The organism is Kribbella sp. NPDC059898 (assembly GCF_042730855.1).
GTDB lineage: Bacteria > Actinomycetota > Actinomycetes > Propionibacteriales > Kribbellaceae > Kribbella.
In genome coordinates, this window is the sequence record NZ_JBHWKR010000002.1 from 98,124 (window position 1) to 112,388 (window position 14,265).

General features: G+C 69.2%; 14 protein-coding genes and 1 riboswitch. Of the genes, 3 read left to right on the forward strand and 11 right to left on the reverse strand.

Going from position 1 to position 14,265, the window contains the following annotated elements; all coding sequences use genetic code 11:
- Both ACFV9C_RS06020 and ACFV9C_RS06025 read left to right on the forward strand, forming a co-directional pair.
- Positions 1-603 (forward strand): bleomycin resistance protein, encoded by a 603-nt coding sequence (locus ACFV9C_RS06020; protein WP_380190977.1) that lies wholly within the window; start codon positions 1-3, stop codon positions 601-603.
- Positions 604-835: 232 nt separating this feature from the next.
- Positions 836-1,417 carry a hypothetical protein gene (locus tag ACFV9C_RS06025; protein WP_380190978.1) on the forward strand — a complete coding sequence of 194 codons (582 nt, stop codon included), beginning with the start codon at positions 836-838 and terminating at the stop codon, positions 1,415-1,417.
- A gap of 741 nt (positions 1,418-2,158) precedes the next feature.
- On the opposite strand, the gene ACFV9C_RS06030 is transcribed toward ACFV9C_RS06025, so the two are convergent.
- From ACFV9C_RS06030 to ACFV9C_RS06065, 8 genes are all read right to left on the reverse strand, one after another.
- On the reverse strand, positions 2,159-3,907 hold the full coding sequence (locus tag ACFV9C_RS06030) for a DUF222 domain-containing protein (RefSeq protein WP_380190979.1): 1,749 nt from the start codon (positions 3,905-3,907) through the stop codon (positions 2,159-2,161).
- An 81-nt stretch (positions 3,908-3,988) separates the two neighbouring features.
- Positions 3,989-4,666, reverse strand: coding sequence for a (2Fe-2S)-binding protein (locus ACFV9C_RS06035; protein WP_380190980.1), 678 nt, complete (start codon positions 4,664-4,666; stop codon positions 3,989-3,991).
- Positions 4,663-5,463 (reverse strand): CbtA family protein, encoded by an 801-nt coding sequence (locus ACFV9C_RS06040; protein ID WP_380190981.1) that lies wholly within the window; start codon positions 5,461-5,463, stop codon positions 4,663-4,665. Before ACFV9C_RS06040 ends, ACFV9C_RS06035 begins: the two co-directional genes overlap by 4 nt.
- A gap of 1 nt (position 5,464) precedes the next feature.
- Positions 5,465-5,671 carry a CbtB-domain containing protein gene (locus tag ACFV9C_RS06045; RefSeq protein WP_380190982.1) on the reverse strand — a complete coding sequence of 69 codons (207 nt, stop codon included), beginning with the start codon at positions 5,669-5,671 and terminating at the stop codon, positions 5,465-5,467.
- A 49-nt stretch (positions 5,672-5,720) separates the two neighbouring features.
- Positions 5,721-5,809: riboswitch (adenosylcobalamin (AdoCbl) riboswitch) on the reverse strand.
- A 34-nt stretch (positions 5,810-5,843) separates the two neighbouring features.
- The gene (locus tag ACFV9C_RS06050; protein ID WP_380190983.1) at positions 5,844-6,764 is read right to left on the reverse strand and encodes a methylenetetrahydrofolate reductase; all 921 of its coding nucleotides are present in this window, start codon (positions 6,762-6,764) and stop codon (positions 5,844-5,846) included.
- Positions 6,761-7,582 (reverse strand): metal ABC transporter permease, encoded by an 822-nt coding sequence (locus ACFV9C_RS06055; RefSeq protein ID WP_380190984.1) that lies wholly within the window; start codon positions 7,580-7,582, stop codon positions 6,761-6,763. Before ACFV9C_RS06055 ends, ACFV9C_RS06050 begins: the two co-directional genes overlap by 4 nt.
- Positions 7,579-8,370, reverse strand: a complete 792-nt coding sequence (locus ACFV9C_RS06060; protein ID WP_380190985.1) for a metal ABC transporter ATP-binding protein — start codon at positions 8,368-8,370, stop codon at positions 7,579-7,581. The genes ACFV9C_RS06055 and ACFV9C_RS06060 overlap by 4 nt, the downstream gene beginning before the upstream one ends.
- Positions 8,367-9,263 carry a metal ABC transporter solute-binding protein, Zn/Mn family gene (locus tag ACFV9C_RS06065; protein ID WP_380190986.1) on the reverse strand — a complete coding sequence of 299 codons (897 nt, stop codon included), beginning with the start codon at positions 9,261-9,263 and terminating at the stop codon, positions 8,367-8,369. The genes ACFV9C_RS06060 and ACFV9C_RS06065 overlap by 4 nt, the downstream gene beginning before the upstream one ends.
- Positions 9,264-9,495: 232 nt before the next feature.
- Between ACFV9C_RS06065 and ACFV9C_RS06070 the strand changes: the two genes are divergently transcribed.
- On the forward strand, positions 9,496-10,335 hold the full coding sequence (locus ACFV9C_RS06070) for an SAM-dependent methyltransferase (RefSeq protein ID WP_380190987.1): 840 nt from the start codon (positions 9,496-9,498) through the stop codon (positions 10,333-10,335).
- Positions 10,336-10,386: 51 nt separating this feature from the next.
- On the opposite strand, the gene ACFV9C_RS06075 is transcribed toward ACFV9C_RS06070, so the two are convergent.
- Genes ACFV9C_RS06075 through ACFV9C_RS06085 form a run of 3 tightly spaced genes read right to left on the reverse strand, consistent with a single transcriptional unit; the run spans position 10,387 to position 14,257 of the window.
- Entirely contained in the window at positions 10,387-11,550 is a 1,164-nt protein-coding gene (locus ACFV9C_RS06075; protein WP_380190988.1) for a Gfo/Idh/MocA family protein, read from the reverse strand.
- A complete protein-coding gene (locus tag ACFV9C_RS06080; RefSeq protein WP_380190989.1) occupies positions 11,547-12,599 on the reverse strand; it encodes a Gfo/Idh/MocA family protein in 1,053 nt (350 codons plus the stop codon). Before ACFV9C_RS06080 ends, ACFV9C_RS06075 begins: the two co-directional genes overlap by 4 nt.
- Positions 12,600-12,631: 32 nt before the next feature.
- Positions 12,632-14,257: an extracellular solute-binding protein gene (locus tag ACFV9C_RS06085; protein WP_380190990.1), complete on the reverse strand. Its 1,626-nt coding sequence runs from the start codon at positions 14,255-14,257 to the stop codon at positions 12,632-12,634.
- Between the last annotated feature and the right edge of the window lie 8 nt (positions 14,258-14,265).

The following is a 14,265-nucleotide window of genomic DNA, read 5'->3' on the forward strand; positions in this document are numbered from 1 at the left end:
ATGGATCCAGCACTTGTCCCGGAGCTCCTCGTCGAGTCGGTTGCCCAGAGCATCGAGTTCTGGTGCGGTGTGTGCGGGTTCGAGATCCGGTACGAGCGGCCCGGTTTCGCGTACGTCGTACTCGGCGACGCTCACGTCATGCTCGAACAAGCCGGCGTCGGCCGGAACTGGGTGACCGCTCCGCTGGAGAGGCCGCTGGGCCGAGGTATCAACCTGCAGATCGCCGTACCGTCGATCGTGCCAATCGTGGAGTCGCTGTACCGGGCCGCGTGGCCGCTGTTCATGGAGCCGGAGACCAAGTGGTACCGCACCGATGAGGGCGAGGTCGGCGCCGAGCAGTTCCTGGTGACCGATCCGGACGGCTACCTGCTCCGCTTCCAGTCCCCCGCGTACGTCCTGCAGGTCAACGGCGAACGCTTCCAGGTCGCCACCCGCCCGGGCCATCCCGGCACCTACGACTACACCTGGCTCACCGGCCCCAACCCCGGCTACGGCTTCACCGAATCCGGCCCCACCACCCCCACCCGCACCAACCCCGACCACCACCAGGCCATCACGTCCTTCCTCTCCGGCATCAACCCTTCAACCGGCTACCTCGACTGACCCCTCGGCGTCGCCGTCGACGGCCCTCGCAGCGGCGACTCCACGGGGCGGCTCCACGGCGCGGGCTTGCTGCCCGGGGCCGCAGGCAATCTCGCGCCGGAGCCCAACACCGCAGGCACAACAGGCACCGCACGCCCGGCGGCCTATCGGATCCGCCGAGTACCACATGCGGCGATTGCCGCGGAACGGCGAACAACCAGGTGCCGTGCGCACAGCAGGTAGGACATCTACTGTGAGTGCTGCGGCGACGGCGAGTGCTGCGAGGTACGCCGGCGCCGCGATGACGGCGCGTACGGCGGACACAGCACGTCCCGCGCGTGCCACGGGTACGCCGGGTACCGCAACGACCGGCAGAGGTAGCGCCAACACGACGGCCGCCAGGCGTACCGCAGGTGCGGTACGCCGTGAGTACGGCGGCCGCCTCGCGTCGAGTACCGCCGGGGTACGGCGGCACAGCGAGTACGCCCAGTACAACGGGGGCCGCAGGTGCGGCAAGTGCTTCGTATCCCGCAGATACCACGGATACGGCGAACACCGCACGTACGGCACAGCCCGCAAGTACAGCGGTTCCGGCGGCCGCCAGGGCACTCACAGGCACGGCAGGCACCGCAGGCACGGCAGGCACGGCAGGCACGGCAGGCACGGCAGGCACGGCAGGCACGGCAGGCACGGCGGGCGCCGCGGGTACGGCGGGCGCCGCGGGTACGGCGGGCGCCGCGGGTACGGCGGGCGCCGCGGGTACGGCGGGCAAGGCGCGTATCACAGGTGGGGCAAGGTGGTGCGGCCGGTGCGGCACGTACGGCGACGATGGTGAGCCGCCGCAGGCATCGCGGGCACGGCTGGTACGGGACGTGGGACGGCTTCCGCAGGTGTCGGGCGCACAGGGGATGCCGCGAGCACCGCAAGCGGGGCGGGTGTGGAGAGGGCAGTTGGCTCGCCGTCGAGTATCGCGGCGTACGGCAGCACTGCGGAGTACGGGCTGTACCACGGGCACCGCAGGTACGGCAGGTGCGTCGTGCACCGCACGTATTGCGATTAGGCGAATGCCGCGAGTACGGCGAGTGCTGCGGGTCCGGTGGATGCCGTGAGGCTCGGGGTGCTGTGGGTGAAGAGGGTGTCGTGAGTACCGCATGTACGGCGAGGGCGGCCGGTTGCGCAGGTGCGGTGCGGAGATTGACGGCGGCGGGTGGTGTGGTGACGGGCAGGAAGCGTGTCGGCGCTGCGCCTGCTTTGGTCGCGTTCGGTGGGTGAATGGATAGCGGGCCGGGCGCGACTTTGGCGGATGCTGACGTGGGTGTGACTTGTCGGTCGCCGCTTCGCGGGGCTGTCAGCCGAGGGCCTGTGTGCCTGTGATGTGACGGGCCGAGGCAGGTGGCGGTCGCCGAATTGTGGCCGGAGTCTGGGGATGCGTTCCGGGGTGGGCGGGTAGCGGCTGGAGAGAACGCGCGGTGTCGAGGTCGTCAGGGCGATCCGGGCGTGCCGGACTGTCGAGCACAGGCGGGTGGGCACCCGCGCTCGACAGATTGGTGGCATATTGCCCGAGCTGGGTCGAGGGTCAGATGGTGGCGAAGGAGGGTGGGCCGGTTGCGGGCTCGGTGGGCGTGCGGTTTCCCCAGACGGCGAAGTGGGTTGCGGCGGTGAGGGTTGCTTCGTCGGCTGTCCAGCGGTTGGGTCGTGGGGTGGGTGGGTCGGTGTCGCCCCAGGGGTTGAGCGTTGGGGGCGGGTCGCCGGCGCAAGCAGGCACGGGCCCTGGCAAATCGGAGCAGGCGGGTACGACGCCTGGTGAGTCGGGGCAGGCGGATACGGCGCCCGCCGGCTCAGGGCAGGCAGGTACGACGCCCGCCGGCTCAGGGCAGGCAGGTACGACGCCCGCCGGCTCAGGGCAGGCAGGTACGACGCCCGCTGGCTCGGGGCAGGCGGGTACGACGCCCGGCGGCTCGGGGTAGGCGGGTACGACGCCCGGCGGCTCAGGGCGGGCGGGTGCCGTGCTCGGTGGCTCGGGGTGGGCGGGAGCGGCGAGTGGTGGAACGGGGGTGGTGGGGGTGTCGCGCTGTGGTTCGCGTGGGAAGTCGGGGTGGGCGGGGGCTGGGCTCGGTGGTTGGGTGGGGCGTGTAGGCGTCGGGTCGGCCCAGGTGGGGCGGGCTACGTCGACCTTGCCGTTGGTGATGGTGATGTGCCAGCGGTCGTTGTGCAGATCCACGTGGTGGCGGCGGCACAAAAGCGCGAGGTTGGTCAGAGCCGTGGCTCCGCCGTCGACCCAGTGCGTCAGGTGGTGGGCGTCGCACATTACCGGCGGCGCTGCACAGACCACGCAGCCGCGGTCGCGGGCGATCAGGGCGTGCCGGATGTGTCTGGTGACGAGGCGTTCGCGGCGGCCGACGTCCAGGGGTTCGGAGTTCGAGCCCAGGACGAGCGGGATGACGTTCGCGTCGCACGCCAGACGCCGGACGGTGGCAGCGGAGAGGTCGTCGCCGTAGATGGTTTGGCCGGTGGCGTGGGCGGTGGCTGATTTCAGGTCGTCGAGGTCGATGGTGACGGTGATGTTGGCCTTCGCGCCGTGGCCGGCGGTGTCGGTGTCCCAGGCGTTCGCGGCCACGGTGAGCGCTGTGGTCAAGGCGTCGGCTTGGCGTTTGTCGCGGGGGCGGGGGTCGTGTTCGCCGTCGACGGTCTTGTGGGGGCGGGCACCCGCGTGTATGACGGCGCGCAGGAGTTCGGCGTTGTCGTTGGCGAGGTAGCCGCGGAACTTCACGCCGTTCTCGGCGGTGCTCAACGTCAACGACTCGCGCTGATAGGCCTTGTGTTCTTCGGGTTCGGGGCCGTCGGCGTCGATCCGGTCGCAGAGGTGTTTGGCGGCGGTGCGGAGTTCTTGGGGGGTGTGGGTGGGGACGAGGCCGACCAGTTGCTGCTCGGTGACGTCCAGGGTTTCGGTCGGGACGCGGTCACGGACGCGTTCGAGTTCGGTGATGATCGCGGCCGCGTGGCCGATCTGCATCTGATGGACGGTGCCGTCGGCCGACTCGATGCCGCCGGTGAGGGCGTCGTTCACGGCCTGGTACTTGGGCAGCGCGCGGGCCAGGCGGACGTCGCGCCAGACCTCGGCACGGTCACGGCGGTGGCGGACGGTGAGGAGTTCGACGGTGTCGCGGGCACCGAGCTCCTGGGCGAGGCCGTCGGTCTCGGAGCGGGCGATGAGTTGCAACTCGACGGATCGCAGGCGGGTGATCTGGGTACGGACCTTGTCCAGGGCAGGCAGCACCTCGTGGTTGCCTAGAGCAACCACTGTGCGTCCGCCGAGAATGTCCATGCCGATGACTGTAGCTGGCGGGCCGGACAGTTTTCAAAGCCGGGAACCCCTTATTTTCAAGGGAATTAGTTATCCACAGATTTATGACTTGTTGAGGACGCAATCGCCGCAGAGAGGGCCGTCGCGATCGGGAGCGGCGCGGTAGATGAGGCAGCAGCTGCGGCGGCGGAAAGGGTTGGAGGTGTGGGCGCCGCGAAGGGGTGGGACGTCCAGCAGGGCAGTGGCGACGGCACGGGAGCGGGTGGCGAGGGTGGGGGCGGCGTTTGACAGAGCGGTGGCGGCGCCGTTGACGGCTGAGGCGACGTTGCCTACCAGGATGTGGTCCGAGAGGTCGAAAGCCTGGGCGATCGTGGGCAGTGGGCCGTCGAAGAGTTCGTGGTGCAGGTCTCCGCCGGCCGGCGGGATCGGGGGTAGGGAGAGGGGGAAGGCGCCGCCGAGGACGGGTTGCCAGTGGAGTTGGTCGAGGGCGAGGGTCGGGACGCGGTCCTCGAGTACGACGGCAGCAAGAGCTGGGGAGATCAGGCGGGCGACCAGGCCCAGATGGGTCACCGAGGCGGCGACGCGTACTTCGATCGCCGTCGGGTCCTGGCCGCTCGCGGCGCCTAGGTAGGCCCGTGTCTGGGCGATGCGATCCGCCAGGATCGCAGGATCGTCAACAATCTCCACGAGCCGGCGCCAGGGCGGATCCGGCGTCGGGTCCACGTGCTGTTCGACGGCGAAGAACGGGCCCAGGGCGGCGATCCGGTCGAGGAGTGTCACACCGCGACCTGGACGGGAGTGCGGAGCAGGCGGTCGGCAAGTGGGCCGAAGACCGCGCCGATCACGCCCCAGAGCAGGACCTGTGCGCCGACGGAGTACAGGCGGAACGCGTACAGGCGGTCCACGTCGAAGCCTGGGTAGACGATCGTCCCGTGGGAGTCGGTCAGCGGCAGCGGGGTCTCGGTCGCGTGCCGGCCGTACTCCTGCACGTTCGCGGCGAGGTGGCCGAGTGATGGCAGGACGGCCATCACGACGCCGATCAGTACGACGTACGCCGCCAGCGCCAGGAGGGTCGCGTTCCAGTTGCCGAAGCGGGGGCGCAGGAGCTTGCCCAGGGCAACGGCACCGATCAGGAAGAGGAGTGAGCAGACGACCATCGCCAGGTACAGGTTGGCGCGGGTCTGGATGGTCTCCTCGTGGCCGATCGCGGGTGGGTTCGCGGGGTACTTCAGGAAGAGTACGAAGTAGAACCCGAGGAAACCGCCCACCGCGACCAGCATCGCGAGCGTGCGCGGGCGGAGGTTGCCGACGCGGCCGAGGCAGATCGTGTACGCGACCGCGAACACGGCACCCATCGCGATCCCGAACAGGATCATGCCGACGCCCAACCCGGCGTTCGCCTGGAGTGTCCGGCTGAACAGGTCTGGCCCGGACGGCTCGTGGGCGGCGTCGCGGCCGGCTTCGTAGTCGATCGCGGCCTGGATCTGCGGTTCGGCGAAGATTCGTGCGAAACCGAACGCGACCAGACCGCCCGCTCCGCCGGCCAGCAGGCCGCGGAGGATCAGTTTGCGCTCCACCTCAGTGGCAGGGGAAGCCGAGGAAGTGCCGCGCGTCGTGCACGAACTCGTGGATGTGCATGTCCTTGCCGAAGATCGAGTACGCGCCCTGGTCGACGCCGATGAAGTAGTACGCCAGGAACGCCAGGAACGCCGTACCGACCAGCCACAGCACGGCCTTCGACACCGGAAGAACAACCGTCGTCGTCGACGCAGACAGATTACTCACGTGAGAGCCTCCTTCAGGGGATCGTGCGTCCCGCTACCAGTGGAGCGTCGTGACGGCGAAGTATCTGACTTACCGGACGTGTCCGGCTCACAGTGGCGCGACCGTGCCGAATTCCCATCGGCTTCCTTGCGCCGTCACTGTCTGGGAGGGTACGGACCTCACCCCCGGCCAGTCAACCGACGAACGTGCGCAGCTCCTTGACCAGCTCGACACTGGCGTCGTTCTCGATCCGCCGGGTCGAGACGCTCTCGACGTTGAACCCGAACGGGATCCCACGGTCCCGGCAGTACGTCGACAAAGTACGGGCGATCCCGACGCAGTGCGCGTACGAGTCCGCGACCGGGTCGCCGGAATGCACCAGCTCGTTACGGAGCCACCGCGGCACCCGGACACCGAGCCAGGCAAGGAACTCCAGCGTCTTCACCGAGCCGCAGATCGACAGCGTGAACACGATCGGCACCGGCTCGACGTTCTCGGCGCGGCACAGGTACAGATAGTCCGACGCCAGGTCCATCGCGGCGCCGACGTCGTAGATGATCTGCGTCACGAAGAACGAGCAACCGCTGCGCTGCTTCCGGAGCAGCCGCTCGTGCTCGTCGAGGCGGGACGAGTGCCGTTCCGGGATCGTCACGCCGCCGAGCGGCAGGGCCGACCCGGAGCGCTGCCACAGGTCGTACGCGGCCGGCAGCGTCGTTCGTACCTCGGCCGCGCTGGTCGGGGCGCCGACCATCACGGTGCCGAGCTGGTCCGAGGGACGCCGTACCCAGGAGTCCAGCTCGGCCGCGGTGTACTTGCCGACCGAGCGGTACACGATCGTCGGCCGGTCCCACCAGGACAGCTGGTCGGCGAGGAAGTCCGCCGGGTCCATCGTCGGGCTGAACGGGAACGGCCGCTCCTCCGGTATCCGCTCCGCCTCGTCGTCGATGTCGTAGAGGATCAGCGCGTCGATGTCGAGCTGCTCGAGCCGCGTCCTCGTCACCGCGGTGAAGCGTTCGAGCGCGTCCGGGGCGATCGACCGGCGGGGCGGCGTCATCCCGTACAGCAACAACTCAGTACCGCGCCCACTCCCCAGCAACGCCGACAGATCGTTCACCGAGCCAGCTTAAAGGAGGACACCAGCCGGCACGCGAGGTAGACGAGGAACGAGATCGTCGTGATGTACGGGCTGATCGGCACCGAACTGCCCGCGGACAAGAGGATTCCGCCGACCGCCGCGGTGACCGCGAAGGCGACGCTGAGCAGCGGTACGACGATCGGCGACGACGAGACCCGGAGCGCCGCGGCGGCCGGGGTGACGAGCAGCGAGAGGACGAGCAGCGCCCCGACGATCTGCACCGAGACCGCGACCGCGAGGCCGAGCAGGATCATGAAGACGATCGACAGTACGCCGACCGGAACGCCCCGCGCGGCCGCGACGTCGGCGTCGGTGCTTGCGAAGAGCAACGGTCTCCACACCAGCACCAGTCCGGCCACGACCAGCACCGAGATCCCGATCAGCGACGTGATCTGCGGGGTGTCGATCGCCACGATCTGCCCGGTCAGCAGGCCGAACTTGTTCGCCGCCCGCCCGTGGTACAGCCCGAGGCACAGGATGCCGAGCCCGAGACCGAACGGCATCAGTACGGCGGTCACCGAGTTCCGGTCCCGCGCCCGCGCGCCCAGTACGCCGATCAGCAGCGCCGCGACCAGCGATCCGGCGAGCGCGCCGGTGACCACGCCGGCGCCGAACAGCAGGCCGGCCGCCGCGCCGGCGAACGACAGCTCGCTGACGCCGTGCACCGCGAACGCCATGTCGCGCATCATCACGAACACCCCGATCAGCCCGCCGACGACGCCGAGCACGACGCAGGCGATGATCGAGTTCCGCAGCAGCGGCAGCAGTTCGGCGTACCCGGAGAAGTCGAAGATCATCGGGCACCGACCGGTTCGTGCTGCTGCTCGGGGATGCCCGCGACCAGGATCCGCCCGTTGTGCCGGATCACCTCGACCCGCGCGTCGTACAGCTCGCTCAGTACCTCGGTGGTCAGCACCTCGTCCGGCGTACCGATCCGGAACCGCTGGTTGGCGATGTACAGCACCCGGTCGACCTTGTCCAGGATCGGGTTGATGTCGTGGGTGACGAACAGTACGCCGAGGTCGAGCCGCCGGCGGGCGTCGTCGACGAGGTCGCTGACCAGCCGTTGATGCGGCAGATCCAGCGACAGCAACGGCTCGTCGCACAGCAGCAACCGCGGGTCGGCCGCCAGCGCCTGGGCGATCCGCAGCCGCTGCTGCTCGCCGCCCGACAGCGACGACAACGGGGTGGACGCGTACGCCTCGGCTCCGACCGACGACAGCAACTGGTTCACCCGCTGCCGGCGCCGCCGCGACGGGATCGGCACGCCCCACCGGTGCCCGTCCAGCCCGAGCGCGACCAGGTCCCGGCCCCGCAGCGGTACGCCGTCATCCGCCGGCCGTTGCTGCGGGATGTACCCGATCCGCCGGTCGCCGCGACGGACCGGCGTACCGAGGAACGTCGCCGTACCGGAGCGGAGCCGGGTCTGCCCGAGGATCGCCTTGAGCAGGCTGGACTTCCCGGACCCGTTGGCGCCCAGTACGGCGATCAGCTCGCCGCTGTGCACCTCCAGGTCGAGGCCGTCCCAGAGCGTCCGGGACCCGAAGCCGAGCGCAGCCTGCTCCAGGGTCAGTACGACGCTCATCGCCCGAGCGCGGCGCCGACCGCGTCGAGGTTCGCGGTCATCCAGCCGATGTAGTCCTTGCCGCTCGGAAGCGTCTCAGTGACCGGCACTACCGGGATGTTGTTCTGCTTGGCGGCGGCGAGCAGCTTGTCGGTCTCCGGACCGCTGGTCTGCTCGTTGTACGCGAGCAGCTTCACCTCATGCTTGCTGTACAGCTCCAGCGTCGCGGCCAGGACCTTCGCAGGTACGTCGCTGCCCTCCTCGATCGCCTCGCTGAACTCGGCGGGCGTCTTGTTCTGCAGGCCGACCGCGTCCAGCAGGTACAGCGGCACCGGCTCGGTGATCGCGACCGGCTGCCCGGCGTACTTCGTCTTGAGCGTCGCCTCCTGCCGCATCAGGCCGTCGATCTTCTGCTTCAGCGCGGTCGCGTTCTGCTGGAACGTCGACGCGTTCGCCGGCGCGGCCTTCGAGTACGCCTGCTGGATCTGGTCGACGACCTTCGCGACCGACGGGAAGTCGTACCAGACGTGCTCGTTGCCGGTCTTGCCGGAGATCGTGACCGCGTTCAGGACCGTCGCGGACGAGTTCTTCGCGGTCTTCAGCATCCGGTCCATGAAGTCGTCGTACCCGCCGCCGTTCTCGATCACGACCGCGGCGCCGGCCAGCGCCGCCTGGTTGCGGGTACTGGCCTCGAACTCGTGCGGGTCGGCGTCCGGGCTGGTGATGATCGAGGCCACCTCGACCTTGTCGCCGCCGACCTGGCCGGCGAGGTCACCCCAGACGTCGGTCGACGCGACCACCTTGACCTTCCCGGCGGACGAATCGACGGCCGCCTGGTCCCCGGACGAACAGGCACTGGTTCCGAGGGCGAGAGCGGCGGCAAGAGCAGGCAGAACGAGCAGTCTGCGGTTCACGGTACGACCAACCTTCGAGCGGAATGAAATGACAATCGTTATCATTATCGCATCTCGTGCCGGACCGCCAGCCGGCCGGGTGCAAAACTTCCGTCAAGGGCGCTCGCGAGGCACGCCGAGCACTGTGGGTGTGACGCCTGACCGGAGTAGGGTTCTGCTGCCGGTGTCACGGTGAGTTGTGCGCCGGTTACGATGAATTCCAGTTCTGAACCGCACCGCGAATGGGATGTTCATGGCCGAATCGCACGACGCCGAACCGGGGATGTACGACCAGCTGAATCTGGACAAGCCGCACCCTGCCCGGGTGTACGACTACTTCCTCGGCGGGAAGGACAACTTCGCCGCCGACCGGCAGGCCGCGGAACACCTGCTCCAGGCGTTCCCGGGGTTCCGGACCGCCGCCCAGTCGAACCGGATGTGGATGCACCGGGCCGCGCGCTACGCCGCCGAGCAAGGCATCACGCAGTTCCTCGACATCGGCACCGGCATCCCCACCGAGCCGAACCTGCACGAGGTGGTCCAGGAGATCATCCCGTCGGCGCACGTGGTGTACGCCGACAACGACCCGATCGTGCTCGCCCACTCGCGCGCTCTGCTGGTCAGCAAGCCGGAAGGCAAGACGGCCTACCTCGAGGCCGACGTCACCGACCCGCAGGCGATCCTGGCCTCCGACGAGGTCAAGGAGCTGATCGACTTCACGAAGCCGGTCGCGCTCAGCATCGTCGGCGTCTTCCACTACCTGCCCGACCACCTGAAGCCGTACGACCTGGTCAGCCAACTGGTCGCGCCGCTCGCGCCGGGCTCGCTGCTGATCTTCTCGCACTGCACCCCGGACTTCGCGCCGGAGCTGTGGGAGCGCGCGATGGTCGTCTACAAGGCCGACGGCGGCGAGGCCCAGGTCCGCAGCAAGGAAGAGGTGACCCGCTTCTTCGAGGGCACCGAGCTGGTCGAGCCCGGCGTCGTGTCGCCGTTCCGCTGGTTCCCGGACGACGAGACCCAGGAGTACGTCGACCGCGGCGAGTTCACCGACATCATGTGCAGCCTCTGGGTCGGCGTCGGCCGCAAGCCCTGACCCCGGCCGGGCTGACGGCAGCCTAGGACGCTGCCGTCAGCCGCTCAGCCGTCAGGGCCGGAAGGCCTCGACGATCTCGTCCTTGCCGAACCCGCCGTGCAGCATGCCGTAGAACCGGTGGTCCGGGGTCAGGTCCGTACGGCGGACCCGGGTGCCGGTGATCGCCGACGCGTACAGCGCGGTGACGAACTCCATCGTCGGCCGCGTACTGGCCAGCGACGTATCGTGCGGACGTCCCGCCAGCAGGTCGTCGACCAGGTGGCCGATCTGCGCCTCGTGGTTGCTCGGGACGTCGGCACCCGCCGACGCCGCCCACGGATCGGCAGCGACCCCGGCCTCAGCGGACTCGGCCTTGCGGACACCCGGGTCCAGCCCGAGGGTGGCCGCCTTCGCCGCGTCCGGCGCCGGATGGAACGTCCAGTCCTTGTCGGAGTACCCGTAGACGTGGTTCACCTCGAGCGTGCCGCCGGCCGTGTCGATCCGGATCCGGCTCAGCTCCCGCGGCGACAGCAGGCTGTTGATCACGGTCGCCACCGCCCCGCTCTCGAACACCACCGACGCCATCGACACGTCCTCGAACTCGACCGGCCGGTCGAGCCGTACGGCGGTGGCGTCGATCGACTTCCACGGCCCGAGCAGATGCAGCAGCAGGTCGATCTGGTGGATGCCGTGACCGAGCGTCGGGCCGCCACCCTCCCCGATCCAGGTACCGCGCCACTCCGGGTCGAAGTAGCTGACCGGCCGGAACCACAGCGTTTCGCAGACCGCGACCAGCGGCCGGCCGAGCGCGCCGCGGGCGAGCAGGTCGTGGGCCCGGATCGCGCCGGAGCCGTGCCGGTGCTGGAACACCACCGACGCCGATCCGGCACTCGCCGCCTCGACCTTGGCGACGTGGTCCAGCTCCTCCAGGCTCAGTACCGGCGGCTTCTCCAGCAGCACCGACCGGTCCGCGGCCAGCGCCTCGGCCGCGAGCTCGCCGTGGCTCTCCGGCGGGGTCGCGATCGAGATCAGGTCCGGCTCCTCGGCCGCCAGCAGCTCGGTCAGGCTGCCGTACGGGCGCCCGCCGAACCGGTCGGCCAGCGTCCGTGCCTTCTCCTCGTGGATGTCCGCCGTACCGACGAGCTCCGTCCGGCCTGTGCTCGCGTAGGCCTCAGCGTGCCGGCGGCTGATGTTGCCGCACCCGACGATCGCGACCTTCAGGACGCCGTCCGTCATCGGGCGGCTCCGCGCAGCACGGCGTTCTCCTGGGCGACCAGCGCGAGCCGGGTCGCCTCGAACGTGTGCTCCTGCGGTGCGGCCGTCGTGGTCCGCTCCCGGACGTCATGGATCAGGTCCTCGTAGTACGAGGTCTTGACGTCCGAGCAGTCGATGTACTGCGTACCCTCCTGGTTCGCCAGGAACAGGTGGTTGCCGCCCTCGCGGCCCTCGATGTCGATGTACTTGCGGAGCTCGATGTAGCCGTCGGTGCCGAGGATGATCAGCCGGCCGTCACCCCAGGTCGGCAGCCCGGCCGGTGTGTACCAGTCGACCCGGATGTAGCCCTGGGCGTGCTCGCTGCGGAGCAGCATCTCGCCGAAGTCCTGCAGGCCGGGGTCGTCCGGGTTGCCGAAGTTGCCGACCGTACTGGTGACCACCTCGGCGGTCTTCGCGCCGGTGAACCAGAGGAACTGGTCCACTTGGTGGGAGGCGATGTCGGCCAGGATCCCGCCGTACCGCGCCTTGTCGTAGAACCAGTCCGGGCGGCCGGCGCCGCCGGCCAGGTGGGCGCGGTCGCCGATCCGGTGCGGCCCGAGGCCGAGGGTCTGGACGACCGTGCCGATCTTGCCCTCGCGGACCAGTGTGCCGGCCTTGATCGCGGCCGGCACCTCGAACCGCTCGGAGAACGTCACCGACCAGAACCGGCCGGTCTCTGCGACCGCCCGCTCGATCTCGGCGAGCTGGTCGAGCGTCGTGCAGCCGGGCTTGTCGGAGACCACGTCCTTGCCGGCCCGGAGCGCGGCGACCGCGATCGGCCCGCGCCGGTCCGGCACGGCGGCGGTGACGATCACGTCGATCCCGTCCCGGGCGATCAGCTCGTCGAGGTCGTCGGCGAACGGTACGTCGGGGTAGCGCTCGCGGAGCTGCGTCGCGACCGCGGCGGACGGGTCGTCGGTGGCCATCCCGACGAACTCGGCACCGGCCCGGAGCAGGCCGGCGACCTGCCCGAAGATATGTGAATGGTCAAGCCCGACGGCGGCGAACCTGACGTGCTGACTGGAGGTCAAGGTGTTCCTTCCGTAGAACGTGTTCCGGATGTTCAGCGCGAGGACTTCAGGGCCTGAGCGAGTTCCTCGGCGATCTTGTCCCCACCGTCACTCTTCCACTTCTTCACCGCGGGCGCCCAGGCGGACAGCGGCTTGCGGCCCTGCACGATGTCGTCCGTGACCTGACCGATCGCGTCGTTGAGCTGCTTGTTCTTGCGGTTCCCGGTCTCGGAGTACAGACCGGCGGCAGGGTTGTCGAGGGCGGTCGGTACGACGCCCTTCATCGCGTTGAACTGGGTCTCGGCGCTGCCCGCGTGCTCGGGCAGGAAGATCGTCCACGGCGCGTCGGCCTGGTACATCAGGCCCAGCTGGACCTCGCTGAAGCCCTTCGCGTTCAGCACCGGGTTGCCGTCGACCAGCTTGTGGTGCACGCCGGCCAGGCCGTACTTGCGGAACAGGTACTCCTGGGTGCCGAACGGCGTCGCCAGGAAGTTCAGGTACCCGAGCAGCGCCTCGACCCGGCCCTCGGCCTTCTTGCTGATCGCGGTCACGCCGATCGCCGGCGCGCCGAGCCAGATCGTGCCCATGCCGGAGCCGTCGTGCTTCGGCGGCGCGATGATCGAGATCGTCGCCTTCGGGTCGGTCATTGTCTGCAGGTACGTCGGCCAGCCGCTGAAGGTGTCCTGGACGAGCGGGCTGGAGCCGTTCGCGAACCGGGTCTTCATGTCCAGGTTCTGGCCGGAGTACGCGTCCGGGTGGATGTAGCCCGACTTCCAGAGCTGCTGCAGGATCTTCAGCACCTCTTCCTGGCCGTCGTGCTCGAGCGAGTTGACGAGCTTGTCGCCGTCCTTGCTCCAGCCGTTCGGGATGTCGAACATGTTCCGGACGAACTGGGTCGGCGCGGTGGCCAGCGCGAAGCGGTTCAGCTTCTTGTTCGTCAGTGCCTTGCAGAGCTCCAGGAACTCGTCCGAACTCTTCACCTCGGCCTTCAGGCCCTGCGCCTCGAGGATGTCGCCGCGGCTGTACATCACCTGCGAGCTGATCGCGCCGCGCGGGACCGGGATGCCGTAGATCTTGCCGTCGAAGATGCCCGAGTTCCAGGCCAGCTCCGGCAGGTTCGCCAGGTACGGGTACTTCTTGATGTTGTCGCCGGACAGGTGCGGGGTCAGGTCGACCGCCTTCGCGGCCAGCATCTGCGGCGTCTGCGGTACGTTGCCGACCGTGAAGACGTCGCCCAGCTGGTCGCCGGCGACCACGGTGGCGAACTTCTTGTCGTAGTCCACCGACGGCGTCAGGTTCACCTGGACCGGCGACCCGACCCGCTTGTTGAACTCCTGCCAGAACGTGTTCTGCTCGAGCTTCGGCGGGATCGGCGTGTTCGTGTACGTCGTCACCGTGATCGGCTTGCCGTCGCCCGGCGCCTGGGTGATCGCCTGCACCGGGCTCGCCGGGTACTTGTTGAACGCGTCCGGGATCTTGTACTCGGCGCCGGGCAGGTCCGGCTTGACCCCGTCGTACCGCTCGTACGCCGGCCGGATCTTTGTCTTGGTGGCCTCGTCGTTGCCCGCTCCCGACGCGCCGCGGCCGTTGTTGGAGCAGCCGACCGTACCGGCCAGCCCGAGCGCCGCGGCACCGGCGAGCACCGCCCGGCGGCCGAGCCGCGCATCGTTGACGTTCATGGGGGTTC